The sequence below is a fragment of the Micromonospora sp. DT31 genome, from assembly GCF_049841795.1.
GTDB lineage: Bacteria > Actinomycetota > Actinomycetes > Mycobacteriales > Micromonosporaceae > Micromonospora.
This window is the reverse complement of the sequence record NZ_JBNCKZ010000003.1, coordinates 174,002-197,190: the sequence shown is the minus strand read 5'-3', so window position 1 is coordinate 197,190 and position 23,189 is coordinate 174,002. Positions and strand designations below refer to the sequence as shown.

25 protein-coding genes are annotated in these 23,189 nt (G+C 74.1%); 15 read left to right on the top strand and 10 right to left on the bottom strand.

Annotated elements, in window-relative coordinates; genetic code table 11:
* Window positions 1-5: 5 nt before the first annotated feature.
* Both ACLQ2X_RS07365 and ACLQ2X_RS07360 read right to left on the bottom strand, forming a co-directional pair.
* Entirely contained in the window at window positions 6-956 is a 951-nt protein-coding gene (locus ACLQ2X_RS07365) for a TIGR03557 family F420-dependent LLM class oxidoreductase (protein WP_425680198.1), read from the bottom strand.
* Between the two features lie 75 nt (window positions 957-1,031).
* Window positions 1,032-1,154: a hypothetical protein gene (locus ACLQ2X_RS07360; RefSeq protein ID WP_425680197.1), complete on the bottom strand. Its 123-nt coding sequence runs from the start codon at window positions 1,152-1,154 to the stop codon at window positions 1,032-1,034.
* A gap of 139 nt (window positions 1,155-1,293) precedes the next feature.
* Between ACLQ2X_RS07360 and ACLQ2X_RS07355 the strand changes: the two genes are divergently transcribed.
* Complete coding sequence (locus tag ACLQ2X_RS07355) at window positions 1,294-2,799, top strand: glycoside hydrolase family 3 protein (protein ID WP_425680196.1); 1,506 nt, start codon at window positions 1,294-1,296, stop codon at window positions 2,797-2,799.
* Here the strand turns inward: ACLQ2X_RS07355 and ACLQ2X_RS07350 are convergent.
* Both ACLQ2X_RS07350 and ACLQ2X_RS07345 read right to left on the bottom strand, forming a co-directional pair.
* Entirely contained in the window at window positions 2,796-3,083 is a 288-nt protein-coding gene (locus ACLQ2X_RS07350; protein ID WP_425680195.1) for a GNAT family N-acetyltransferase, read from the bottom strand. The genes ACLQ2X_RS07355 and ACLQ2X_RS07350 overlap by 4 nt on opposite strands.
* The gene (locus tag ACLQ2X_RS07345) at window positions 3,080-4,306 is read right to left on the bottom strand and encodes a cysteine desulfurase-like protein (protein ID WP_425680194.1); all 1,227 of its coding nucleotides are present in this window, start codon (window positions 4,304-4,306) and stop codon (window positions 3,080-3,082) included. Before ACLQ2X_RS07345 ends, ACLQ2X_RS07350 begins: the two co-directional genes overlap by 4 nt.
* A 128-nt stretch (window positions 4,307-4,434) precedes the next feature.
* Between ACLQ2X_RS07345 and ACLQ2X_RS07340 the strand changes: the two genes are divergently transcribed.
* The 7 genes from ACLQ2X_RS07340 (at window position 4,435) to ACLQ2X_RS07310 (ending at window position 8,684) form a co-directional block, all read left to right on the top strand.
* Entirely contained in the window at window positions 4,435-4,794 is a 360-nt protein-coding gene (locus tag ACLQ2X_RS07340; protein ID WP_425680193.1) for a hypothetical protein, read from the top strand.
* Between the two features lie 65 nt (window positions 4,795-4,859).
* Complete coding sequence (locus ACLQ2X_RS07335) at window positions 4,860-5,681, top strand: DUF1206 domain-containing protein (RefSeq protein WP_425680192.1); 822 nt, start codon at window positions 4,860-4,862, stop codon at window positions 5,679-5,681.
* Between the two features lie 78 nt (window positions 5,682-5,759).
* Window positions 5,760-6,956 (top strand): mechanosensitive ion channel family protein, encoded by a 1,197-nt coding sequence (locus tag ACLQ2X_RS07330; RefSeq protein ID WP_425680191.1) that lies wholly within the window; start codon window positions 5,760-5,762, stop codon window positions 6,954-6,956.
* 198 nt (window positions 6,957-7,154) lie between these two features.
* Window positions 7,155-7,589, top strand: a complete 435-nt coding sequence (locus ACLQ2X_RS07325) for a phage holin family protein (protein WP_425680190.1) — start codon at window positions 7,155-7,157, stop codon at window positions 7,587-7,589.
* Entirely contained in the window at window positions 7,586-7,927 is a 342-nt protein-coding gene (locus ACLQ2X_RS07320; protein WP_425680189.1) for a DUF3618 domain-containing protein, read from the top strand. The genes ACLQ2X_RS07325 and ACLQ2X_RS07320 overlap by 4 nt, the downstream gene beginning before the upstream one ends.
* Window positions 7,924-8,196 (top strand): DUF4235 domain-containing protein, encoded by a 273-nt coding sequence (locus ACLQ2X_RS07315; protein ID WP_425680188.1) that lies wholly within the window; start codon window positions 7,924-7,926, stop codon window positions 8,194-8,196. Before ACLQ2X_RS07320 ends, ACLQ2X_RS07315 begins: the two co-directional genes overlap by 4 nt.
* 284 nt (window positions 8,197-8,480) lie before the next feature.
* Entirely contained in the window at window positions 8,481-8,684 is a 204-nt protein-coding gene (locus ACLQ2X_RS07310; RefSeq protein WP_425680187.1) for a cold-shock protein, read from the top strand.
* A gap of 113 nt (window positions 8,685-8,797) precedes the next feature.
* Here ACLQ2X_RS07310 and ACLQ2X_RS07305 read toward each other — a convergent pair whose 3' ends face one another.
* Together ACLQ2X_RS07305 and ACLQ2X_RS07300 are read right to left on the bottom strand one after the other, a co-directional pair.
* On the bottom strand, window positions 8,798-8,989 hold the full coding sequence (locus ACLQ2X_RS07305; RefSeq protein ID WP_425680186.1) for a hypothetical protein: 192 nt from the start codon (window positions 8,987-8,989) through the stop codon (window positions 8,798-8,800).
* An 82-nt stretch (window positions 8,990-9,071) separates the two neighbouring features.
* Window positions 9,072-10,055 carry an aldo/keto reductase gene (locus ACLQ2X_RS07300; protein WP_425680185.1) on the bottom strand — a complete coding sequence of 328 codons (984 nt, stop codon included), beginning with the start codon at window positions 10,053-10,055 and terminating at the stop codon, window positions 9,072-9,074.
* An 85-nt stretch (window positions 10,056-10,140) separates the two neighbouring features.
* Here ACLQ2X_RS07300 and ACLQ2X_RS07295 point away from each other — a divergent pair, with 85 nt between their 5' ends.
* On the top strand, window positions 10,141-10,932 hold the full coding sequence (locus ACLQ2X_RS07295; protein WP_425680184.1) for a trans-aconitate 2-methyltransferase: 792 nt from the start codon (window positions 10,141-10,143) through the stop codon (window positions 10,930-10,932).
* Entirely contained in the window at window positions 10,929-11,954 is a 1,026-nt protein-coding gene (locus tag ACLQ2X_RS07290; RefSeq protein ID WP_425680183.1) for an adenosine deaminase, read from the top strand. The genes ACLQ2X_RS07295 and ACLQ2X_RS07290 overlap by 4 nt, the downstream gene beginning before the upstream one ends.
* 221 nt (window positions 11,955-12,175) lie before the next feature.
* On the opposite strand, the gene ACLQ2X_RS07285 is transcribed toward ACLQ2X_RS07290, so the two are convergent.
* Window positions 12,176-13,561 carry a HAMP domain-containing sensor histidine kinase gene (locus ACLQ2X_RS07285; RefSeq protein WP_425680399.1) on the bottom strand — a complete coding sequence of 462 codons (1,386 nt, stop codon included), beginning with the start codon at window positions 13,559-13,561 and terminating at the stop codon, window positions 12,176-12,178.
* A gap of 29 nt (window positions 13,562-13,590) precedes the next feature.
* Window positions 13,591-14,280, bottom strand: a complete 690-nt coding sequence (locus tag ACLQ2X_RS07280; protein WP_425680182.1) for a response regulator transcription factor — start codon at window positions 14,278-14,280, stop codon at window positions 13,591-13,593.
* Between the two features lie 73 nt (window positions 14,281-14,353).
* Between ACLQ2X_RS07280 and ACLQ2X_RS07275 the strand changes: the two genes are divergently transcribed.
* On the top strand, window positions 14,354-15,280 hold the full coding sequence (locus ACLQ2X_RS07275; protein ID WP_425680181.1) for an ADP-ribosylglycohydrolase family protein: 927 nt from the start codon (window positions 14,354-14,356) through the stop codon (window positions 15,278-15,280).
* A gap of 20 nt (window positions 15,281-15,300) precedes the next feature.
* Here the strand turns inward: ACLQ2X_RS07275 and ACLQ2X_RS07270 are convergent, their stop codons facing one another.
* Window positions 15,301-16,179 (bottom strand): DUF1775 domain-containing protein, encoded by an 879-nt coding sequence (locus ACLQ2X_RS07270; protein ID WP_425680180.1) that lies wholly within the window; start codon window positions 16,177-16,179, stop codon window positions 15,301-15,303.
* A 203-nt stretch (window positions 16,180-16,382) separates the two neighbouring features.
* On the opposite strand from ACLQ2X_RS07270, the gene thrS reads away from it, so the two are divergent.
* From thrS to ACLQ2X_RS07250, 4 genes are all read left to right on the top strand, one after another.
* Complete coding sequence (gene thrS / locus ACLQ2X_RS07265) at window positions 16,383-18,398, top strand: threonine--tRNA ligase (RefSeq protein WP_425680179.1); 2,016 nt, start codon at window positions 16,383-16,385, stop codon at window positions 18,396-18,398.
* A gap of 109 nt (window positions 18,399-18,507) precedes the next feature.
* The gene (locus ACLQ2X_RS07260; RefSeq protein ID WP_425680398.1) at window positions 18,508-19,020 is read left to right on the top strand and encodes an HIT family protein; all 513 of its coding nucleotides are present in this window, start codon (window positions 18,508-18,510) and stop codon (window positions 19,018-19,020) included.
* Between the two features lie 45 nt (window positions 19,021-19,065).
* Complete coding sequence (locus ACLQ2X_RS07255) at window positions 19,066-19,734, top strand: CG0192-related protein (protein WP_425680178.1); 669 nt, start codon at window positions 19,066-19,068, stop codon at window positions 19,732-19,734.
* A gap of 145 nt (window positions 19,735-19,879) precedes the next feature.
* The gene (locus ACLQ2X_RS07250) at window positions 19,880-20,938 is read left to right on the top strand and encodes an aldo/keto reductase (protein WP_425680177.1); all 1,059 of its coding nucleotides are present in this window, start codon (window positions 19,880-19,882) and stop codon (window positions 20,936-20,938) included.
* A gap of 7 nt (window positions 20,939-20,945) precedes the next feature.
* Here the strand turns inward: ACLQ2X_RS07250 and ACLQ2X_RS07245 are convergent, their stop codons facing one another.
* Complete coding sequence (locus ACLQ2X_RS07245) at window positions 20,946-23,102, bottom strand: elongation factor G-like protein EF-G2 (RefSeq protein ID WP_425680176.1); 2,157 nt, start codon at window positions 23,100-23,102, stop codon at window positions 20,946-20,948.
* Window positions 23,103-23,189 lie beyond the last annotated feature (87 nt).

Genomic DNA, 23,189 nt, shown 5'->3' with positions numbered 1-23,189 from the left:
GCCGGTCACCGCAACCGGGGCAGGACCTCGCGCTGGTAGAGGTCGAACAGACCCTGCCAGTGCGGGCCGGTGTTGGCCACGTAGACCTCGTCGTACCCGGCCTTGGCGTACCTGTCGATCATCTCCAGGTGGGCGTCGGCGTCCGGTCCGCAGACGAACGCCTCCCGCACCTGCTCGGGGCGGACCAGTTGCGCGGCCTGCTCGAAGTGCCGCGGCGAGGGAAGCACCTGGGACAACTCGCCGGGTACGCCCGCGTTGGGCCAGCGCTCGTACGCGATCCGCGCGCCCTCGTCGGCGCTGTCGGCGTACGCCGCCTTGAATCCGCCCTGGCACGGCTTGTCCCCGCCACCGGCGTCGCGGAAGCGGCGCACCATGTCGGCGTCGGGCATGGTGCTGACGTAGCCGTCGCCGATGCGCGCGGCCAGCTCGATCGACTTCGGGCCGAAGCCGGAGACGTAGATCGGCGGCGGCGTGTCCGGCCGGGTGTAGATCCGGGCGTGCTCGACGGTGTAGTGCTTGCCGTGGTGGTTGACGAAGTCGCCCTGCCACAGCTCGCGGATCACCGCGACCGCCTCCTCCAGCATCTCCAGCCGCACGTCGGCCTGTGGCCAGGCGTCGCCGAAGATGTGCTCGTTGAGCGCCTCGCCGCTGCCCACCCCGAGCACGAAGCGTCCCTCATGCAGCACCGCGCTGGTGGCCGCGGCCTGCGCGATCACCGCCGGGTGGATGCGGACGGTCGGGCAGGTCACCGCCGTGGTCACCGGCAGCCGGCAGACCTGGCTGAGCGCGCCGATGGTGGACCAGACGAACGGGCTCTGGCCCTGCGCGTCGACCCACGGGTGGTAGTGGTCGGAGATCCACAGTGCCTGGAACCCGGCCTCCTCGGCGCCGCGCGCCTGGGCCAGCAGTTCCGCCGGGGTGTACTCCTCACTGGACAGGAAGTAGCCGATCTTCATGGTGCCCCCTTCGCCGGTTTCCGGACATCGCAAGCCCTACCCCGGGCGGCGGGGTCCAACCGGATGACGGGGGGATCAGCGGCGGAACATGGCGCGGATCGCGAGCAACAGGAACAGGCCACCGACGACCAGCCCGAGCAGGCGTACGCCGGGGATGTCGGCGGCGCTGGTGGCGTCGGCGAGCAGCAGGTCGGCCATGGAGGCACTCTGTCACGGGTCGCCGGGAGGGCGCCACCGCCTAACAGTAAGGATTGTTGACTATTTAGTGGGGCGGTGTGACCATGGCAGCACCGCCGGTGTCGGCGGGTCCGTGGGGGAGACGGGGGTACGGCCGCGCATGAGCCAGCGCATCGTGGGATCGACCGGAGACCTGGCGGCGCTGGCCGCCGCCGTCCTGCAACCCGGATTCGTCGGCACCACGCCGCCGCCGTGGGTGTGCCGCTGGCTCGGTGAAGGGCTCGGCTCGGTCGTCCTGTTCGCCCGCAACGTGGTCGACCACGACCAGGTCGCCGCGCTCACCGCCGGCCTGCGGGCCGAACGCCCGGACGTCGTCGTGGCCATCGACGAGGAGGCCGGCGACGTCACCCGGATCGAGTCGGCCCGGGGCAGCTCACGGCCCGGCAACCACGCCCTGGGCGCGGTCGACGACCCGGCGCTGACCGAGGCGGTCGCCCGCGACCTCGGGGCCGAACTGGCCGCGGTCGGCGTCACCCTCGACTACGCCCCGGACGCCGACGTCAACTCCGACCCGGACAACCCGGTGATCGGGGTACGCGCGTTCGGCGCCGACCCGCACCTGGTCGCCCGGCACACCGCCGCCTGGGTGCGCGGGCTTCAGGCCGGTGGTGTCGCCGCCTGCGCCAAGCACTTCCCCGGGCACGGCGACACCCGCGTCGACTCCCACCACGACCTGCCCCGCATCGGCGGCGACCGGGCCCGGCTGGACGCCGTCGAGCTGGCCCCGTTCCGGGCCGCGGTGGCGGCCGGGGCGCAGGCCGTGATGACCGGCCACCTGCTGGTGCCGGCGCTGGACCCGGACCTGCCCGCCACGCTCAGCCCACGGGTGCTGGGCGGGCTGCTGCGCGAGGAGATGGGCTTCGGCGGCGTGGTGGTCACCGACGCGGTGGAGATGCGCGCGGTCGCCGACCGGTACGGCTTCGCCGGCGCGGCGGTACGCGCGCTTGTCGCCGGCGCCGACGCGATCTGCGTCGGCGGGGAACGGGCGACCGAGGCCGACGCCCGGGAACTGCGCGACGCGATCGTGGCCGCGGTCATCGGCGGGGAACTGCCCGAGGAACGGCTGGCCGAGGCGGCGAAACGGGTCGGTCAGCTCGCCGCCTGGAGCGTCGCCGCCCGCACCCGCCGGGTCACCGGCCCGCCGCCCGCCGACGGCACCCCGATCGGTCTGGCCGCCGCCCGCCGGGCGGTCCGGGTCCGCGGCGACGCCGGGCTGTTGCCGCTGGCCGGGCCCGCGCACGTGGTGGAGTTCGCGCCGCCGCGCAACATCGCCATCGGCGAGGAGACCCCGTGGGGGATCGCCGCGCCGCTGGCCCACCTGATGCCCGGCACCACCACCGTCCGGTACGCCGCCGACGCCGTCCCCGCCGACCCGGGCACCGGCCCGGCCGACCGGCCGCTGGTGCTCGTGGTCCGCGACCTGCACCGCCACGACTGGATGCGGGCGGCGGTAGGCCGGGCGCTCGCCGCGCGCCCGGACGCGGTGGTGGTCGAGCTGGGGGTGCCGGAGGTGGTCACCGGCGCGGTGCACCTGGCCACCCACGGCGCCACCGCCGCCGCCGCCCGGGCCGCCGCGGAACTGCTGGCCGGCACCCGCCGACCCTAGGGGGCGTCGACCACCAGGTCGGCGTACTCCGGGTGGCGGTCGACGAACGAGGCCACGAAAGAGCACCGGGGCACCACCTGCCCACCCCGGGCGCGGATCTGGTCCAGCGCGCCCCGGACCAGGGCCGCGCCGACGCCCCGGCCCTGGAACCGGTCGTCGACCTCGGTGTGCGTGAGGACCAGCACCTCGCCGCGCGGCTCGTACCCGACGAACCCGCCGAGCGCGTCGTCGATCAGGATCTGGAACCGGCGCTCGGCCAGGTTGTCCTGCACCAGGAAGCTCACCGGGTCATCCTCCCTCCGGACGCGGCCAGCCGGTCCAGTTCGCCCAGCAGCCGGTCCACCTCGTCCACGGTGTTGTAGTGGTAGACGCTGGCCCGGACCGCGCCGCCGCTGTCCCGCAGCCCCATGGTCCGGAAGTACTCGTAGGCGTAGTAGTCACCCGAGGACAGGCACAGCCCCGCCTCGCCCAGCGCCGCCGCGGTCTGCGCCGGTGCCAGGCCGGCCACCCGGAACGACACCGTGGGGCAGCGCCGGGCCGGCGAGCCGTAGACGGTGACGAAGGACCGGTCGGCCAGCCCGGCGAGCAGCCGGTCGAAGACCGCCTCCTCGTGCGCCTGGGCGGCGGCCAGCCCGGCCCGTACCCGGGTGCGCCGGTCCCCGGTGGCGGTCGGGTCGAGACCGGCCAGGTGATCCACCGCGGCGGTCACCCCGGCCAGCAGCGGGAAGCTCGGCGTGCCGTACTCGAACCGGTCCGGCACCGTGTCGGCCGACGGCAGCAGCTTCGCCGGACGCAGCGCCGCCCACCGGGCCGGGTCGGCGACCATCGCCGCCAGGTGCGGCCCCGACCACTTGTACGCGCTGGTCACCAGGAAGTCCGCGCCCAGCCCGGCCAGGTCGGTGGGGCCGTGCGGCACCGAGTGCACCCCGTCCACGAAGACCGTCGCGCCGACCGCGTGCGCGGTCTTGGCGATCGCCGACACGTCCGGTGCGGTGCCGATCGCGTTGCTGCCGGCGGTCACCGCGACCAGCCGGGTGCGGTCGCCGACCAGGTCGGCGTACTGGCCGGCGGGCAGTTCCCCGGTCACCGGGTCGAACTCGGCCCAGCGCACCGTCGCGCCGGCCGCCTCGGCGGCCTGCACCCACGGCCGGACGTTGGCGTCGTGGTCCAGCCGGGAGACCACCACCTCGTCACCGGACCGCCAGTGCGCGCCGAGCGTCCGCGCCAGGGTGTACGTCAGCGCGGTCGCGCTCGGTCCGAGCACGACGCCCGACGGGTCCGCGCCGAGCAGGTCGGCGACCGCCGCCCGCGCCCCGGCGACCTGGTCCAACGCCCGGCGTCCGGGCACGAAGGCGGTGCTGCGGTTGCCACCGGCGGCGCGCATCGCGGCGGTCACCGCGTCGACGACCGGGGCGGCGGTCTGGGTGCCGCCGGCACCGTCGAAGTGGACGAAACCCTCAGCCAGCGCCGGATAGGCGGCCCGTACCCGGGCGACGTCGAATGCCATCCCCGCACCCTAGCCCGCAGGGCAGGGCAGCTGCCCGAGGCGTCCGGCAGCGGCCGGGCCCCGCCTGACACCTCGGTGCGGCAACGCGTCCCGCCGGGCGGTGGCCGGCGCCACGTACCCTTGGCGGGGTGACGAATCGACGCGCCACCCCCGCCCCCGCCCGCCGTGTCGCCGGCCTGTTCGCCGGGCTCGCCCTCAGCGTCGCCCTGCTGGCCGGTTGCAGCTCCGAGGGCGCGGAGACCAACTGCGGCCTGGACGCCTGCACGATCACCTTCGACCGGGGCGTGGCGGCCAGCGCCTCCATCCTCGGCGTCGAGGCGAAGCTCGTCAGCGCCCAGGGTGACCAGGTGACCGTGGAGGTGGCCGGCGAGCAGCTCACGCTCACCGTCGGCCAGCAGGCCACCGAGGTCGCCGGCCTGCAGGTCAGCCTGGACAGCGTCACCGACGAGCAGATCGTGCTCCGGGTGGCGCGCAACGGCAACGGCTGATCCGTTTCGGCCGTGGCGGCGGGCGGTGACGTTTGGAAAACCGCCCGTCGGGAGATTGTGGGCTCATGTCTCTCACCCGTAACGCCGGAGCCACCGCCGCCCAGGCCAGAAACAGCCGGTGGCTTGAACTGTTGACCCGTGCCGGTTTCATCGGCTATGGCGTCGTCCACCTCCTCCTCGCCTGGCTGGCGCTGCAGATCGCCTTCGGCAAGTCCGGCGAGGAGGGCAACCAGAACGGTGCCCTGCGCACGCTCGGCGAACAGCCGATGGGCAAGTTCCTCCTGATCGCGATGGCCGTCGGTCTGTTCGCCATGGCGATCTGGCAGGCGTTCGAGGCGATCGGCGGCCACGTGTCCCGCACCGGCAAGGAGCGACTGTTCGAGCGGATCGCCTCGGCGTTCCGGGTCGTCGTCTTCGTCTGGCTCGGCTGGACCGCGATCAAGGTCGTCCAGGACGCCAGCGCCAACGCCTCGGACCAGCAGCAGCAGTTCTCCGAGAAGCTGATGACCTCCGACGGCGGCCGGTGGCTGGTCGGGCTGGCCGGGCTGGCGCTCGCCGCGCTCGGCATCGGCATGGTGATCTACGGCCTGAAGAAGAAGTTCGAGCGCAATCTCAAGACCGGCGAGATGAGCGCCAAGACCCGTCAGCTCACCCGCCGTCTCGGCATGGCCGGGTACGCCTCCCGGGGCGCAGTGTTCGCCATCGCCGGCGTGCTCGTTCTGGTCGCCGCGGTGAACTACGACCCGGAGAAGGCACGCGGCCTGGACGCCGCGCTGCGTACGCTGCGCGACCAGGCGTACGGCCCGTGGCTGCTGGCGCTCATGGCGCTGGGGATCGCCGCCTTCGGTGTCTACTGCTTCTTCCAGTCCCGGTACCGCAAGGTCTGATCCTGGTCGATACCAGGACCGCCGGGCACCATTGGGCCTTTGCCCGATTCCCGCCCGAGCGGAGGGAGAAGGAGTTCCGTGCAGAGTTATCTCGTGACCGCCGCCGCCGCGCTCGCCGCGGCGGCGATCGCGTTGGTGGTGGCCCAGGTCGTGCACCGGGCCACCCGTCGGTTCGGCCGTCGCTCGCGGCTGATGACGGAGCTGACCGAGCACTCGCACCGCTCGTTCCAGGTGGCGGCGATCGTGGCGGCCGTGCAGATCGCGGTCCGGTTCACCACCACGTACGCGGTGGGCAGCCCGTGGCGGCAGTTCGTGCTGCACACGCTGGTGCTGGCGATGATCGCGGCGACCGCCTGGCTGGTGGCGTCGCTGCTGGTGGTGGCTGAGGACACCGCGCTGGCCCGGTTCCGGGTGGACGTGCCGAACAACAGGCACGCACGGCGGGTCCGGACCCAGGTGGTGCTGCTGCGCCGGTTGACCATCGCGGTGATCGTGATCCTCACGGTCGGCGTGATGCTGATGACCTTTCCGGCCGTGCGCGGTGTCGGCGCCGGTGTGCTGACCTCCGCCGGTGTGCTCGCCGCGGTGGCCGCGTTGGCGGCGCAGAGCCTGCTCGGCAACGTCTTCGCCGGCCTCCAGCTCGCGTTCAGCGACGCGGTGCGCCTGGACGACGTGGTGGTGGTCGAGGGGGAGTGGGGCCGGATCGAGGAGCTGACCCTCAGTTACGTGGTGGTGCAGGTCTGGGACGACCGCCGGCTGATCCTGCCCACCTCGTACTTCACCAGCCGGCCGTTCCAGAACTGGACCCGCACCGAGGCGGCGGTGCTCGGCACCGCCGAGTTCGAGCTGGACTGGGCGGTTCCGGTGCAGGCCATGCGGGAGGAGTTGCGTCGCCTGTGCGAGGGCACCGAGCTGTGGGACGGCCGGGTCTGCGTGCTGCAGGTGACCGACGCGACAGGCGGCCTGGTCAAGGTCCGCGCGCTGGTGAGCGCCGCCGACGCGGGCAGCCTGTGGGACCTGCGCTGCATGGTCCGCGAGCACCTGGTGACCTGGGTACGCGACCACCGCCCGACCGCCCTGCCCCGGCTGCGCGCCGAGGTGGGCGACACCTCCGGGCCGCTGCCCTGGCAGGCGGTGCCGGCCCGCCGCCCGGCCCGCCGCCCGGCCGACACCGAGGCGCCCGACGACGCGCGGGTGTTCGGCGGCAGCGACGACGGGGAGGCCCGCAGCGAGGTGTTCGTGGGCCGGGAGGATCACGCCGAGGCGCGTCGCTGACCTCGTACCCCGATCGGGCGGACCCGGCCGGACCGGGTTTGTCCGGCCGGTTGCGGGGGATCTGCTGCGCACGCCCCGGATCCGGTGCTCGCGGCACCGGGTCCGGTGACGCGGGGCCGGACGGACCGGCCGCCGACCGCAGGATTGACGGGCGGCGACTCCGGGCATACAGCGCGGTGATGATGAAAGGAGGACAGCATGGCTGACATCGCGAGTCGCAGCACGTCCCGGACCGGGCACGAGCCGTCCACCGCGGAACTGGTGCAGCGCGCCACCGAGCAGGTCACCCGACTGGTGCGGGACGAACTGACGCTGGCCCGCGCGGAGCTGACCGAGAAGGGCAAGCACGCCGGGATCGGGATCGGTCTGTTCGGCGGCGGCGGGGTGATGGCGCTCTACGGCGGCGGAGCGCTGGTGGCCACCGTGATCCTGCTGCTGGCGCTGGTCATGCCGGCGTGGCTGGCCGCCCTGATCATGGCGGTCGCCCTGTTCCTGATCGCCGGGATCCTGGCGCTCGTGGGTCGCAAGCAGGTCAGCCGTGCCGTCCCACCGGTGCCCCAGGCGGCGGTCCGCAGCATGCGCGCGGACGTCGACACGGTCACCGCCGCGGTGAAGGACGGGAGGCGGGCATGACCGGCAACGGAACCGGGGACGTGGCGGCGCTCCGCGAGGAGATCCGCCGGACCCGGGTGGAACTCGGCGAGACGGTGGAGCTGCTGGCGGCTCGGGCCGATCCGAAGGCGCTGGTGCGGCACTCGGCCGAGCAGGCGAAGGCGCGGATGCGCGCGCAGGCGTCGCTGACCGCGGCCCGGGTGCGCGGGCAGGCCGCGCAGCGGGTCCGGTCGGTCCGCGCGCAGGCGTACGAGAAGGGTGAGGCGGTCGGACGCAACCCGTTGCCGTGGGCGGCCATCGCGGCCGGCGCTCTGGTGACCGCGGTGGTGCTGGTGATCGTCCGAGGGAGGCGCAGGTGAGCGGCAGGATGGGTAAGGCGGCGTACCGACCGGTGGGGGTGCTGCTCGGCCTGGCGGCCGGCGCCGTCGCCGGTGCGCTCTTCCGGCAGGTCTGGAAGTTGACCGCCGGGGACGGGGAGGCGCCGAGCGCCACCGACGAGGACCGCCGTTGGGGCGAGGTGTTGGCCGCCGCGGCCCTGCAGGGGGCCATCTTCTCGGCGGTGCGGGCGGCCGTGGACCGGGGTGGGGCGGTCGGCGTCCGCCGGTTGACCGGCCGCTGGCCGGACTGACCCACAGGCGGAGAAGGCCCTTCACCCGAGCGGGTGAGGGGCCTTTCGCATGGCCGGATCGGACGCGTCGTGGCACCCGCTCGACCGTCAGGTCACATGTCGGAAAATTTCCTCCGTCAGGGCTGTGCGAAGTTTTTCCGTACGTGGTTTGCTTTCTCTCGCTGTTGAGAGACGCGTGGGTTGAGAGAAGTCTCCTCCGTGGGGGCCGCCTCAGGCGCCGCTGCTCGACAACGGCCATCCGGCCGCACGGCGTGCTCGGCCACCAGTTTTAGAAGGAGATACACATGGCGCAGGGAACCGTGAAGTGGTTCAACGCTGACAAGGGCTTCGGCTTCATCACCGTCGACGGCGGGGGTGCTGACGTGTTCGTCCACTTCTCGGCCATCGAGACCAGCGGCTACCGCACGCTGGAGGAGAACCAGCGGGTGGAGTTCGAGATCGCCCAGGGTCAGAAGGGTCCGCAGGCCGAGCAGGTCCGCCCCATCTGAGCTGACAGGTGCACCGGCCGCGCCGGCCGCGCCGACTGGTGCGCGAACCCCGCATCCCGTACGGGATGCGGGGTTTCTCCGTCTCGGGCCCCGTCCGTCGGGTCGGGACGCCCTCAGCGTCGCCGGGCCCGCATGCCGAGCCAGAGGGCCACGAGGCCGACCAGGACGAGCGCCGAGCCGACCACCGCCCAGATCCGCTCGTCGCTCATCACGCTGCCCTCGACGTAGCCCAGCCCGAGCACCGTCCACAAGGCACCCACCACCACGGCGACCAGCCCCACGGTGAGCCGGAACCAACCCCTCATCGTTCCCCCTCCGACGACGACCGTCGGGCTCCAGGATGCCCGCCGGGACCGGTGGCCGGCGACGCCGCGCCGGCCGTGCGGCTCACCACCTGTCGTGCACCTGCGGGCGGATCAGCTCGTCGTAGGCGGCCCGCACCGCGGTCACTTCCACGTCGGACAGCGAGGGCTGGCCGGCCGCCTCGGCGTTGCGTCGCGCCTGCTCGGGGGAGCGGGCGCCGGGGATCACCACGGTCACACCGGGCTGGTCGAGGATCCAGCGCAGCGCGAACTGGGCCATCGTGCGCCCGTCGCCGACCAGCGGGGCGAGCCGGCGCACCGCGGCGAGGCCGAGGTCGTAGTCGACGCCGGAGAACGTCTCGCCCACGTCGAACGCCTCGCCGTGCCGGTTGAAGGTGCGGTGGTCGTTCTCCGGGAACGTGGTGTGCTCGTCGTAGCGGCCGGTGAGCAGGCCGCTGGCCAGCGGCACCCGGGCGATGACCCCCACCCCGGCCGCGGCGGCGGCGGGCAGCACCCGCTCCAGCGGCTTGTGCCGGACCGCGTTGAGGATGATCTGCACGCTGGCCACGCCGGGGCGGGCGATGGCGGTGAGCGCCTGGTCGCTGGTCTCCACGCTGACCCCGTATCCGGCGACGCGTCCCTCGCCGACGAGCGTGTCGAGGGCGTCGAAGACGCGGTCGTCGGCGAAGACCGCGGTGGGCGGGCAGTGCAGCTGCACCAGGTCGAGCGTGTCGACGCCGAGGTTGGCCCGGGACCTGTCGGTCCAGGCCCGGAAGTTGTCGAGCGTGTACGCCTGCGGCGTCTGCGGCACCCGACGGCCCATCTTGGTGGCGACGGTCAGCCCGTGCCCGGGGCGGGAACGCAGGAACCGGCCGATCAGCGCCTCGCTGCGGCCGTCGCCGTACACGTCGGCGGTGTCCAGGAACGTGACGCCCGCGTCGACCGCGGCGGCCAGCACGGCCAGGGCCGCGTCCTCGCCCACCTCGCCCCAGTCGCCGCCGAGCTGCCAGGCGCCGAGTCCGATGATGCCGACGTGCCGGCCGAGCCGGTCGAAGCTGCGCTGTTCCACCCGGCCGAGCCTAGTGACGGGGTTGCCGCGGCGCGCGTCGGGCCGTAGAGTTTCAACAAAACGTACGTACGGTTTGGGGGATGTCATGTGGGACCCGCGCACCTACCTACGCTACGGCGACGAACGCTCCCGCCCGTTCCACGACCTGATGGCCCAGGTCGGCGCCACCCACCCACGCGCGGTGGTCGACCTCGGCTGCGGTCCCGGCACCCTCACCGCCACACTCGCCGCCCGGTGGCCCGACAGCCGGGTAACCGGCCTCGACTCCTCGCCCGAGATGATCAGCCGGGCGGGCGCCGACGGCGGCCCGGTCGGCTACGCCGTCGCCGACGTCCGCGACTGGCAGCCGGAACCGGACGTCGACGTGCTCGTCGGCAACGCGCTGCTGCAGTGGGTGCCCGAACACCGCGAGCTGCTCACCCGCTGGGCCGCCGGGCTGCCCGCCGGAGCCTGGCTGGCATTCCAGGTGCCCGGCAACTTCACCGCCCCCTCGCACCGGCTGCTGCGCGAACTCGCCGGGCAGGAGCCGTGGCGGGACCAGCTCGCCGGCCGGCTACGCGAAGCCCCCGTCGACGAGCCCCTCGACTACGCCACGCTGCTCGCCGACGCCGGCTGCGCCGCGGACGTCTGGGAGACCACCTACCTGCACCTGCTGCCGGCCACCGGCGCCGAGCACCCGGTGCTGACCTGGATGGAGGGCACCGCGTTGCGCCCGGTCCGTGCCGCGCTCACCGACGACAGGTGGAGCGACTTCCGCGCCACGCTGGGGGTGCGGCTGGCGCAGGCCTACCCGGTGCGGCAGGGTCGGGTGTACTTCCCGTTCCGCCGGATCTTCATGGTGGCCCGCACCGGCACCCGTGCAGAGGAGACCTCGTGACCGACCTGCCCACCTTCATCGCCGGACTGCCCAAGGTGGAGCTGCACGTGCACCACGTCGGCTCCGCCTCCCCCCGCATCGTCGCCGAGCTGGCCGCCCGGCACGAGGGCCGCAGCCCGGTCCCGGCCGACCCGCAGGCGCTCGCCGACTACTTCGCGTTCCGCGACTTCGCCCACTTCGTCGAGGTCTATTTGAGCGTCGTGGACCTCGTCCGCGACGCCGACGACGTCTGGCTGCTCACCCACGAGGTGGCCCGGGAACTGGCCCGACAGCAGGTCCGGTACGCCGAACTGACCGTCACGCCGTACTCGCACGTGCACCGGGGCATCCCGGCGCCGGCGTTCTGCGAGGCGATCGAGGACGCCCGCAAGCGGGCCGAGGCCGACTTCGGCATCGTGCTTCGCTGGTGCTTCGACATCCCCGGCGAGGCCGGGCTGGCCGCCGCCGAGCAGACCCTGCGGATCGCGCTCGACGAGCGACCCGACGGGCTGATCAGCTTCGGCCTCGGCGGCCCCGAGATCGGTGTGCCCCGGCCGCAGTTCAAGCCCTGGTTCGATCAGGCTCGGGCGGCCGGGCTGCGCTCGGTGCCGCACGCCGGCGAGACCACCGGCCCGGAAACCATCTGGGACGCGCTGCGCGAACTGGGCGCCGAGCGGATCGGCCACGGCATCTCCGCCGTGCACGATCCCGCGCTGCTGGCCCACCTCGCGCAACAGCGGATCCCGCTGGAGATCTCGCCGACCTCGAACGTCCGGACCAGGGCGGTGGCCAGCCTGGCCGAGCACCCGCTGCCCCGGCTGGTCGAGGCCGGCGTACCGGTCAGCATCAACTCCGACGACCCGCCGATGTTCGGCACCACGCTCAACGACGAGTACGCCGTGGCCGCCCGCCTGCTGAACCTCGGCCCCGACGGGGTGGCCGCGCTGGCCCGCGACGCAGTGGCCGCCGCGTTCCTCGCCCCGGCCGACCAGGCGCGGATCAACGCCGAGATCGACGCGTACCGGGCTGCCGCCGCGGGCTGAGCGGGCGTACCGCCCGCCGGGAGAGAGCGGCGCGCGACGGGAGCGAGGTGTGGGGGGACCGGACTCCCGCCGCGCGCACGATCCGACGGCCGGAAGGTGTTACGGGGCGTCCCGGCCGACGGAACTGATGGGTTCTGTCCGTGATCCTGACACTCCGCAGCGGCATGCCGGGTGTCGTTAACGCACTCCTAAGGAGAACTTGCGCCCACGCACAGCAACGGTCAACGCGGACGCGGCCAACGCCGCCCGGCACGCGGCTCCCGGGACTCCCGGGCCATCCGGCCGACCAGCCCGAACCGGTTGACCGGGCGGGGCTCCGCGTCCGGGTCGGCCAGCAGCATGACCACGCTGGCCCCGCCGAGGCGGGCCCGGTCGATGCTCACCGAACCGCCGGCCTGCAACGCGACCCGCTTGGCGATGTCCAACCCCAGCCCGGTCGAGCCCTGGTCGCTCGTGCCCCGGCGCAACGCCCGGTCCGGGTTCGCGATGCCCGCCCCGGCGTCGTCGATCCGGATCGCCACCCACCCGTCGCGGCGGCTCACCGCCACCTCGAACGCGGTGCCCTGCGGCGTGTACCGGAACACGTTGCCGATCACCGCGTCGAGCGCGGCGGCCAACTCGGCCCGAGGCACCGGCGCCGGGATGCGCAACTGCGCCCCGAGCACCCGGTGGGGCCGGTTCTGGTCCCCGGCCAGCGCCGACCAGAACACCATCCGGTCCCGGACCACCTCGCTCACGTCGCAGGACGCCGGAGCCGTCTCCTGGCTGACCGCCTTACGGGCCGTCGTGATCAACTGGTCGACCTCGCCCTCCAGCGTGACGATGGCCTGCCGGATCCGCCGGATCCCGCGCCGCCGGTCCAGCTCCGCCTCGCTGAACGTGCCGATGCTGGTGTCGTCGGACTCCAGCGCCTCCGCGTCCAGCCGCAACGCGGTCAACGGCGTGCGCAGCCGGTGCGACAGGTCGGCGACCAACTCGTGCTCGTCGGCGCGCAACGCCGTCAGCCGCTCCGTCATCCGGTTGAACGCGTACCCGGCCTCGGCCAGCTCCCGCGGGCCGGACGGCTCGACCCGGACGTCCAACTCCCCGGCGCCCACCGAGAGGGCGGCCTTGACCAGATCGCCTGTGGCGTCCACCGCCCGGGCGGCCACCCGGTCGACCACGACCACCGCCGCGCCCACCAGTGCCACCGCCACCGCGAACAGCAGCAGCCAGGCCCCGTCGCCGTCGAGGGACTCCTCGGGTACGAAGACCTCCACCACCGCGACCCGGTCGCCGAGCACCACCGGGTCCAGTTGCAGCACCCCGCCGTCCACCTCGGTCACCACCGAACGCCGCCGCTCGGCGGCGTCCGCCAGCGCCGCGGCGTCGGCGCGGCCCGCCGACTCGTCCGCCCCGATGCCGTGCACCACCGGCCGCAGCGCCGGATCGTCACCGCCGGCCGCGGCCACCGCCCGCCGGACCACCTCCGGGTCGGTGCTGACCGCGAGCGCCCCGGTGACCAGGGCGGCGCGGCGCGCGGCGTCCGCCAACTGCTCCTCCCGGTCGCGGTCGGCCAGGGTGATGCCGAGCGGAACGAGGAACGCGAGCGCGACCAGGCTGCACATGCCGGCGGTGAGGCCCGCCAGCACCGTCCTCAGTCCGGCGCCACCAGACGGAAGCCGACCCCCCGCACGGTGCGCAGGTAGCGCGGTTTCGCCGCGGACTCGCCCATTTTGCGGCGGAGCCAGTACAGGTGCACGTCGATGGTCTGGTCCTCGCCGACCGATGGCTGCCGCCATACCTCCTCCAAGAGTTCCCGCCGGGACACTACCCGGCCGGGACGCGCGGCGAGATACGCCAACAGGTCGAATTCCTTGCGGGTCAGCGCCAACGGCTCGCCGTCCAGGATCGCGCTGCGCTCACCCACGTCGACCCGCAGCCCGCCCACCGTGTGCACGGCCGGTGCCACCGTACGGCTGGCCCGGCCGGCCCGCCGCAGCACGGTGGTGATCCGGGCGTCCAGATGCGCCCCGGTGAACGGCTTGACCATGTAGTCGTCGGCGCCGGCCCGCAGCAGCCGCACCACCGACTGCTCGTCGTCGCGGGCGGTGGCGATGATGATCGGCACGTCGGTGATGCCGCGCAACATGCGCAACGCGTCCGAGCCGTCCAGGTCGGGCAGGCCCAGGTCGAGCACCACCAGGTCGGGGGTCTCCGCCGCGACCCGGCGCAACGCGTCCAGCGCCGTGCCCACCGCGTGCACCGCGTGCCCCCGGTCGGTCAGCGAGCGCAGCATGGCACCGCGTACGACGTGGTCGTCTTCGACCAGGAGGACCGATGCCACCTCAGCACCGTACTCGGCGTGGCAAACCGGGTGCGTTGCGGTGGCCCGGGCGAGCGGGCAAGCTGGGACAGCGATGACGTTCACGCTCTTCCCCGACACCCGCCTCGCGCTCGCCCGCGACGCGCTGGCCGGCCTGTCCGTGGGCGACGCCCTCGGTTCCCAGTTCTTCGTCCCCGGTGGGGCGGTCGCACCGTGGCCGGACGCGTTGCCGCCGGGCCCGTGGCCGTGGAGCGACGACACGGAGATGGCGTGCTCCGTGCTCGGCGTGCTCGCCGCGCACGGCCGGATGGAGCCCGACGCGCTCGCGCTGGCCCTCGCCGCGCACTACGACCCGGCCCGCCGTTACGGCGCGGGCGCGGTCGAGCTGCTGGAACTCATCCGCGGCGGCACGCCGTGGCCGGTGGCCGCCGCGTCGGCGTTCGACGGGCAGGGCTCCTGCGGCAACGGCGCCGCCATGCGCGTCGCGCCGCTCGGCGCGTGGCACGCCGACTCCACCCGGCGCGCCGCCGAGCAGGCCCGCGCCTCCGCCGAGGTCACCCACGCCCACCCGGAGGGCGTCGCCGGTGCGGTCGCGGTCGCGGTGGCCGCCTCGCTGGCCACCCGCGCCCGCCTCGACGGCGACCTCCCCGACCCGGCCCGCCTGCTCACCGTCGTGGCCGGCACACTCGACCCGGCCGGCGAGGTGCACCGGGGGGTACGCCGGGCCGCCGAGCTGCTCGGCCGCCCGGCCGCTGAGGTGGCCGACGCACTCGGCAACGGCTCCCGGATCACCGCGCAGGACACCGTGCCGTTCACGCTCTGGGTGGCCGCCACCCGGCTGTCCGACTACCCGGCCGCGATCCGGGCCTGCGTGGAGGTCGGCGGCGACGTGGACACCACCGCCGCGATCGTCGGCGGGATCGTCGCCGCCTACGCCGGGGTCGGTGCGCCCGGCGGCGTGCCGGAGGGCTGGCTGGCCGCCCGCGAGCCGCTTCCCGGCTGGCTCACCACGCCCGCCTGAGGGCCGCGGACCGGACCGGCTCACCCGCCCGAGCGGGCCGGGGCGGGTGAGCCGGCCCCGGCGCCGGACGTGTCGGGGGAGCGGGTCGGGGTGGGATCGCCGGCGGCGTCGGCCGGGAGCGTCAGGTCACCGCGTCGGCGGCGGCTGAGCAGCCAGCCGAGCACCGCGCCGCCGGCCAGACCGGCGAGCAGGCCGCCACCGAGCAGCAGGTCCGCGCTCGGCCCGTCCTCGCTGGCCGGGCCACCGCCGGTCGCCCCGACCGGCGCCGCGCCGCCCCGAGGGGCATCCCCGGCGTCGCCCGCGGCATGGCCGCCGTGCGGGGCCTCGCCACCGGTACCGGCGGCGCCGTGCGCGGCGGCGCCGGGCAGCGGCGGCAGCAGGGTGAGCGTCGGCGCCGGGTGCGCGCCACCGACCGGGTCCGCCCAACGGACCACCGTGCCGTCGGCGTACGTCTGGACCACGGTGAACGTCAACCGGTCGGTGGCCGGCATCGGCCCCATGCCCAGCGGCAACCGCGCCGGGCCGGTGCCGGCGTTCGGTACCCGCAGCCAACTGACCGCGTGGGTCACCTGGTTCAGCTCGGCCGCGTGGATCCCGGGGACCGGCCGGTCGAGGGTGCGGGTGGTGATGGTCGGCGCCCAGTCCGGCACGGACAGCGGGTACACCTCACCGATCGGGGCGTCCACCGGCATGGTCAGCTCGATCCGGTTGGTCCGGGTGCCCGGCCGGTCCGCCGGCACCACCACCGACAGCTCGACGGCGTCGCCCTGGCGCACCTCGGTCGGGGAGGTCGTCACGCTCACCCCGGCGGCGTCCGCCGCGCCCGGCCAGCCCACCGCCCCGGCGAGCGCGGCGGCCAGCAACGCCGCCGCCCATCGGCGCTGACGGGTCATCGTCATGGTCGTCCCCATCCTCATCGACCGGGGCCGGTCCGGCTCCGGCCCCACCTGAGTAGTTCGGGTGGCAGGGCGCAAAGGTTCAACGCGACACCGAACTCGTGGGCGACGGGCACCGGCGTCGGCGGTGGGACGGGTCCGGGCGACCGATAGCATCGCAGCAGCCGGTCACCGGCCGATCCGTACCGTCGACGACAGGAGTCACCGTGTCCGCACCCCGTACCCCCGCTGTGGCCGACCCCGTCGTCGTCGCCGCCGGGACCACGGCGGCCGACGCGGTGGCCGCGGCCGGCCTGCCGACGAGCGGACCGAAGGCGGTCGTGGTGGTCCGCGACCCGCAGGGCCAGCTGCGTGACCTGGACTGGACGCCGGCCGAGGAGGTCGCCGTCGAGCCGGTCGGGCTGGACAGCCCGGACGGGCTGAACGTGCTGCGCCACTCCACCGCGCACGTGCTGGCCCAGGCCGTGCAGGACATCTTCCCCGAGGCGAAGCTCGGCATCGGCCCGCCGATCGAGAACGGCTTCTACTACGACTTCACGGTGGACAAGCCGTTCCAGCCGGACGACCTGGCCAAGCTCGAGAAGCGGATGCAGGAGATCGTCAAGTCCGGCCAGCGGTTCCGCCGCCGCCGCTTCGGTGACCTGGCCGAGGCCCGGGCCGAGCTGGCCGCCGAGCCGTTCAAGCTGGAGCTGATCGAGGTCAAGGGCGAAGGGCTGGACTCCTCCGAGGTGATGGAGGTGGGCGGCGGCGAGCTGACCATCTACGACAACCTCGCCGCGAACGAGGACAAGGTCTGCTGGTCGGACCTGTGCCGCGGCCCGCACCTGCCGAACACCCGGCTCATCGGCGCGTTCAAGCTGATGCGCTCCGCCGCCGCCTACTGGCGCGGGTCGGAGAAGAACCCCCAGCTCCAGCGGGTCTACGGCACCGCGTGGCCGACCCGGGACGAGCTGAAGGCGTACCTGCGGTTGTTGGAGGAGGCCGCCCGGCGCGACCACCGCAAGCTCGGCGCGGACCTCGACCTGTTCAGCTTCCCCGACGAGATCGGCTCCGGTCTGCCGGTCTTCCACCCCAAGGGCGGCGTGCTCAAGCGGGTGATGGAGGACTACGTCCGCAACCGCCACATCGAGGAGGGCTTCCAGTACGTCGGGACGCCGCACATCTCGAAGGAGGGCCTGTTCCACACCTCCGGGCACCTGCCGTACTACGCGGACGGGATGTACCCGCCCATGGAGTTGGAGGGCGCGGACTACTACCTCAAGGCCATGAACTGCCCCATGCACAACCTGATCTACCGGTCGCGCGGGCGGTCCTACCGTGAGCTGCCGATGCGGCTGTTCGAGTTCGGGTCGGTCTACCGCTACGAGAAGTCGGGCGTGGTCCACGGGCTGACCCGGGTGCGTGGCCTCACCCAGGACGACTCGCACTCCTACTGCACCCGGGAGCAGGCGCCGGGCGAGATCAAGCACCTGCTCGGGTTCGTGCTCAGCCTGCTGCGTGACTTCGGCATCGACGACTTCTACCTGGAACTGTCGACCCGCGACGAGGCCCGGCCGGACAAGTTCGTCGGCTCCGACGAGGACTGGGCCACGGCCACCGCCGTGCTGGAGCGGTGCGCCACGGAGACCGGGCTCGACCTGGTGCCGGACCCGGGCGGCGCGGCCTTCTACGGCCCGAAGATCTCCGTGCAGGCGAAGGACGCCATCGGCCGCACCTGGCAGCTGTCGACCATCCAGTACGACTTCAACCAGCCGAAGGGCTTCGGGTTGGAGTACCAGGCCGCCGACGGCACCCGGCAGCAGCCCGTGATGATCCACTGCGCGAAGTTCGGGTCGATCGAGCGGTTCATCGGCGTGCTCACCGAGCACTACGCGGGCGCCTTCCCGGCCTGGCTCGCCCCGGTGCAGGTGGTCGGCATCCCGATCCGCGAGGACCACACCGACTACCTCCAGGACTTCGTCACCACGCTGCGCAAGCAGGGCATCCGGGCCGACGTCGACGCCGGTGACGACCGGATGCAGAAGAAGATCCGTAACGCCCAGCAGCAGAAGATCCCGTTCATGGTCATCGCCGGGGACGACGACGTGGCCGCCGGCACGGTCTCCTTCCGTTACCGGGACGGCTCGCAGCGCAACGGCGTACCGCTCGACGAGGCGGTGGCCCACGTCCGCGAGGTGGTGGACTCGCGTACCAACGCCGGCCCCACCGCAGCCGAGGCGTAGTGCGGAGCCGGCCCGACACCGGTGTCCGGCTCGGCGGCGGGGCGGCCCGGATCGTAGGATCGCCGGTGTGACAGGGGCGCAGCGGCACACCGGGCACGGCGACGACGGCATGGCGGACGGGCTGGACCGGCTCTGGACGCCGCACCGGATGACGTACATCTCGGGTGAGGACCGGCCCGAGGGTGGGTACGAGAAGCCGGCCGGCTGCCCGTTCTGTCTCGCGCCCGGGCTGCCGGCCGAGCAGAGCCTGGTGGTGGCCCGGGGCGAGCACGTCTTCGCGGTGCTCAACCTCTACCCGTACAACCCCGGTCACCTGCTGGTCTGCCCCTACCGGCACGTGGCCGACTACACCGAGCTCGACGCGCCGGAGACGACGGAGTTGGCCGCGTTCACCAAGGCCGCCATGCGGGTGGTCCGGCACGTGTCCAGCGCGCACGGCTTCAACCTCGGCATGAACCAGGGCGGCGTGGCCGGCGCGGGCATCGCCGCGCACCTGCACCAGCACGTGGTGCCCCGCTGGGGCGGGGACGCCAACTTCATGCCGGTGATCGGCCGTACCAAGGTGCTGCCGCAACTGCTCGCCGACACCCGGGACCTGCTCGCCGCGGCCTGGCCGGCCTGACGCGGGGACAACGGCACCGCCGCCGCCGACAGTACGATCTCGCTCATGGCCCTGCTGCACCGCGCGGAACTGCGTCCCTCGAAACTGGAGTTGCTCGCCGGTTGGCTGCCCGACCGGCAGTGGTTCGCCGGGGAGGCCGGCGCCCCGGTGACCCGGGTCGCGGCATACCGGTTCGACGACCCGGCCGGCGCGGTGGGCATGGAGACGCTGCTGGTACGCGCCGGTGACGGCCCGGTGCTCCAGGTCCCGCTGACCTACCGGGGCTCCCCGCTGGCGGGGGCCGACGGCTTCCTGGTGGGCACCGTGGAGCACTCGGTGCTGGGCCGCCGCTGGGTGTACGACGCCTGCGGCGACCCGGTGTACCCGCCGTCGCTGGCTGCCGCGGTGCTCGCCGACGCCGGGCAGGCCGAGGAGTACTTCGAGGTCGACGGCGAGCGGCAGGTACGCCCACCGAGCATGACGGTGGCCGGCAGCCGCACCGGGCGGCCGGTGCCGACCGGCCCGGCCGGCGTCGGTCCGGTCGACGGTGCTCCCGTGGCCGGTGGCCCGCCCGACCGTGGCCCGCGCGACGGCGCGGTGACCGTGGTCCGGGTCGGGGAGGTCGAGCTGGCGCTGGTCCGGCGGCCGGTGCCGGCCGAGGTGCCGGCGGCGGGTGGACTCACCGGCGCGTGGCCGGGGCAGGACGCGCCGGTGCTGCTGGCATACGCCCACTGACCGGCACGGGCTCGCGGCGGCCGTCCCGCCCGTGACGGCGGATCAGCACCGTCCTGCGGCGCCGGGCGCCACCGTCGGTGACGGCGGCGGGACGCGCAGGTGGCTGATTCGCCCGCGGACGCCGGGAAGGTGACAGGATTCGGCGATGGCAGTCAGCAGGCGACCGCTGGGGCGCAGCGGCATCGAGGTCAGCGCGCTCGGCATGGGCTGCTGGGCGATCGGCGGCCCGTGGGCCGAGGGCGCCCGCCCGCTGGGCTGGGGCGCGGTCGACGACGACGAGTCGGTACGCGCCGTGCGCCGCGCCCTCGACCTCGGCGTGACGCTCTTCGACACCGCCGACACCTACGGCGCCGGCCACGGCGAGCGGGTGCTCGGCCGGGCCCTCGCCGGCCGCCGCGACGAGGCGGTGGTCGCCACGAAGTTCGGCTACACGTTCGACGAGCGTGCCCGGCAGGCCACGGGTGAGAACGCCTCGCCGCACTACCTGCGCCGAGCGGTGGTCGACTCGCTGCGCCGGCTGGACACCGACCACATCGACCTCTACCAACTGCATCTCGGCGACCTGCCGCTGCCCCGCGCCGAAGCGCTGATCGGCACGCTCGACGAGCTGGTCGCCGCCGGGCTGATCCGGGCGTACGGGTGGAGCACCGACCGGGCCGACCGGGCCGCCGCGTTCGCGCAGGCCGCCCGCGGCGCCGCCGCCGTGCAGCACGCGCTGTCGGTGCTGCGCGACGCCCCGGCCATGCTGGACACCTGCGACAAGCACGACCTGGCCAGCCTGGCCCGGGGGCCGCTCGGGATGGGGTTGCTCACCGGCAAGTACACGCCGGAGTCCACGCTTCCCCGCGACGACGTGCGCGGCCTCGGGCCGACCTGGCTGGAGTGGTTCCGCAGCGGCCGGCCCGCCCCGGAATGGCTGCGCCGGGTCGTCGCGGTCCGCGACGCGCTGACCGCCGACGGTCGTACCCTCGCCCAGGGGGCCCTCGGGTGGATCTGGGCGCGCAGCGGCCGGGCCGTGCCGATCCCCGGCGCGCGCACGGTCGCACAGGTCGAGGAGAACGCCGCCGCGCTGGACCGTGGTCCGCTCACCCCGGACCACTTCGCCGAGGTGGAGCGGCAGTTGGCGGCGGTGCGCTCGGCCGCGCTGCGGGACGCCGACCGCCCGCACTGGCCGATGCCCCCCGTCCCCGCCGTCCGCCCCTGACCCACCCTCAGGGGGTGGTGGCTTCCTTGCGGGCCTGGTCGGCCAGGTGGGGCGGCATCGGCTCGTGGCGGGCGAACTCGCGACGGAACGTGCCGGTGCCGGCGCTCATCGCGCGCAACTCGACCGCGTACCGCAGCAGCTCGGTGGCGGGCACCTCGGCGCGGACCAGCGTCCGACCCTCGGCGTCCGGGTCCGGCTCGGTGCCGAGCACCCGACCACGCCGCCCGGACAGGTCGCCCATCACCGCGCCGACGGAGGAGTCGGGCACCCGCACGGTGACCTCGTCGACCGGCTCCAGCAGCGTGGGCCGGCCCTTCTCGGCGGCGTCGCGCAGCGCCAGCGCGCCCGCGGTCTGGAACGCCGCGTCGGAGGAGTCGACGCTGTGCGCCTTGCCGTCGACCAGCGTCACCCGCAGATCCACCACCGGGCAGCCGGCGACCAGGCCCCGTTCCATCTGGGCCCGCACCCCCTTCTCCACCGACGGGATGTAGTTGTGCGGGACCGCGCCGCCGACCACCCGGTCGACGAACTCGAAACCGGCGCCACGGGGCAGCGGCTCCACCTCGATGTCGCAGACCGCGTACTGGCCGTGGCCGCCGGACTGCTTGACGTGCCGGCCGTGCCCGCGGGCGGCGGCGGTGAACGTCTCGCGCAGCGCCACCCGGACCGGCTCGGTGTCCAGTTCCACGCCGCCGCCGCGCAGCCGGTCCAGCACCACGTCGGCGTGCGCCTCACCCATGCACCACAACACCAGTTGGTGGGTCTCCGGGTTGCGCTCCAACCGCAACGTCGGGTCACCGGCCACCAGCCGGGACAGGTTGCGCGCCAACGCGTCCTCGTCGGCCCGGCTGCGCGCCACGATGGCCACCGGCAGCAGCGGCACCGGCATCTCCCAGGGCGCGATCAGCAGCGGCTCGTCCTTCGCGGAGATGGTGTCGCCGGTCTCCGCGCTGCCCGACTTGGTGACCGCGCACAGGTCGCCGGCCACGCAGGCGGGCACCTCGCGCAGCGTCGCGCCGAGCGGGCTGTAGATGTGGCCGACCCGCTCGTGGGCGTCGTGGTCGGGGTGGCCGCGCTCGGCCATCCCGTGCCCGGACACGTGGATCACCTGGTCGGGGCGCAGCGTGCCGGAGAAGACCCGGACCAGCGAGACCCGCCCGACGTGGCGGTCCACCGTCGTCTTGACCACCTCGGCGACGAGCGGACCGTCCGGGTCGCAGGTCAGCGGCGGGCGGGGTGAGCCGTCCACGCCGGTGACCGCCGGCAGTTCGTGTTCCAGGGGGGACGGGAACGCCGAGACCAGGCCGTCGAGCAGCGCGTCCAGGCCGACGCCGGTCTCCGCGCAGACCGGCACCACCGGGTAGAAGTGGCCGCGGGCGACAGCCGTCTCCAGGTCGGTGATGAGCACCTCGGGGTCGATCTCCTCGCCGCCGACGTAGCGGTCCATCAGGGTCTCGTCCTCGCTCTCCGCGATGATCCCCTCGATCAGCTCGTCGCGGGACTCCTGGATGGCCGGCAGGTGCTGCGGGTCCGGCTCGCGCACCGCCGCCGGCAGCCCGGCGGAGTAGTCGTACACCCGGCGGGTGATCAGCCCCATCAGGCCGGCCACCGACTCGCCGTCGTCGCCGAGCATGGGCAGGTAGAGCGGGAGCACGTTGTCGCCGAAGACCCGCTGGCACAGCGCCACCGCCTCGTCGAAGTCGGCGCGCGGGTGGTCCAGCCGGGAGACCGCCACGGCGCGCGGCATGTCCACCGCGGCGCACTCCTCCCACAGCGCGGCGGTCGCGGCGTCCATGCCGTCCACGGCGGAGACCACGAACAGGGCCGCGTCGGCGGCGCGCAGTCCGGCGCGCAGCTCGGCCACGAAGTCGCCGTAGCCCGGGGTGTCCAGCAGGTTGACCTTGACGTCGCGGTGGGTCAGCGGGGCGCAGGCCAGGCTGACCGAGCGCTGCTGGCGTACGGCCGCCGGGTCGTGGTCGCAGACCGTGGTGCCCTCGGTGACGGCGCCGGCCCGGCCGATCGTGCCGCTGGCCGCCAGCAACGCCTCGACCAGGGTGGTCTTGCCGGCGCCCGAGTGCCCGACGAGCACCACGTTGCGCACCCTGCCGGGCTCGGTCACCACCGGCGCGCCGCCGGTGACACCCTTGTCGTTCTTCTGCGCCATCGCGGCGCACCTCCCTCAACCGGTGGTGGTGGCGACCGCCGCGGGCGACGGGGAGCGGACCCGGAACGGTGCCGCGGCGATATCTTC

What these genes read in the sequence shown, in the direction of transcription:
- ACLQ2X_RS07365 (WP_425680198.1), bottom strand. Translation starts at nt 956, where the DNA reads ATGAAGATCGGCTACTTCCTGTCCAGTGAGGAGTACACCCCGGCGGAA.
- ACLQ2X_RS07360 (WP_425680197.1), bottom strand. Translation starts at nt 1,154, where the DNA reads ATGGCCGACCTGCTGCTCGCCGACGCCACCAGCGCCGCCGACATCCCC.
- ACLQ2X_RS07355 (WP_425680196.1), top strand. Translation starts at nt 1,294, where the DNA reads ATGAGCCAGCGCATCGTGGGATCGACCGGAGACCTGGCGGCGCTGGCC.
- ACLQ2X_RS07345 (WP_425680194.1), bottom strand. Translation starts at nt 4,306, where the DNA reads ATGGCATTCGACGTCGCCCGGGTACGGGCCGCCTATCCGGCGCTGGCT.
- ACLQ2X_RS07335 (WP_425680192.1), top strand. Translation starts at nt 4,860, where the DNA reads ATGTCTCTCACCCGTAACGCCGGAGCCACCGCCGCCCAGGCCAGAAAC.
- ACLQ2X_RS07325 (WP_425680190.1), top strand. Translation starts at nt 7,155, where the DNA reads ATGGCTGACATCGCGAGTCGCAGCACGTCCCGGACCGGGCACGAGCCG.
- ACLQ2X_RS07320 (WP_425680189.1), top strand. Translation starts at nt 7,586, where the DNA reads ATGACCGGCAACGGAACCGGGGACGTGGCGGCGCTCCGCGAGGAGATC.
- ACLQ2X_RS07310 (WP_425680187.1), top strand. Translation starts at nt 8,481, where the DNA reads ATGGCGCAGGGAACCGTGAAGTGGTTCAACGCTGACAAGGGCTTCGGC.
- ACLQ2X_RS07305 (WP_425680186.1), bottom strand. Translation starts at nt 8,989, where the DNA reads ATGAGGGGTTGGTTCCGGCTCACCGTGGGGCTGGTCGCCGTGGTGGTG.
- ACLQ2X_RS07295 (WP_425680184.1), top strand. Translation starts at nt 10,141, where the DNA reads ATGTGGGACCCGCGCACCTACCTACGCTACGGCGACGAACGCTCCCGC.
- ACLQ2X_RS07285 (WP_425680399.1), bottom strand. Translation starts at nt 13,561, where the DNA reads ATGTGCAGCCTGGTCGCGCTCGCGTTCCTCGTTCCGCTCGGCATCACC.
- ACLQ2X_RS07275 (WP_425680181.1), top strand. Translation starts at nt 14,354, where the DNA reads ATGACGTTCACGCTCTTCCCCGACACCCGCCTCGCGCTCGCCCGCGAC.
- ACLQ2X_RS07270 (WP_425680180.1), bottom strand. Translation starts at nt 16,179, where the DNA reads ATGACGATGACCCGTCAGCGCCGATGGGCGGCGGCGTTGCTGGCCGCC.
- ACLQ2X_RS07260 (WP_425680398.1), top strand. Translation starts at nt 18,508, where the DNA reads ATGGCGGACGGGCTGGACCGGCTCTGGACGCCGCACCGGATGACGTAC.
- ACLQ2X_RS07255 (WP_425680178.1), top strand. Translation starts at nt 19,066, where the DNA reads ATGGCCCTGCTGCACCGCGCGGAACTGCGTCCCTCGAAACTGGAGTTG.
- ACLQ2X_RS07250 (WP_425680177.1), top strand. Translation starts at nt 19,880, where the DNA reads ATGGCAGTCAGCAGGCGACCGCTGGGGCGCAGCGGCATCGAGGTCAGC.
- ACLQ2X_RS07245 (WP_425680176.1), bottom strand. Translation starts at nt 23,102, where the DNA reads ATGGCGCAGAAGAACGACAAGGGTGTCACCGGCGGCGCGCCGGTGGTG.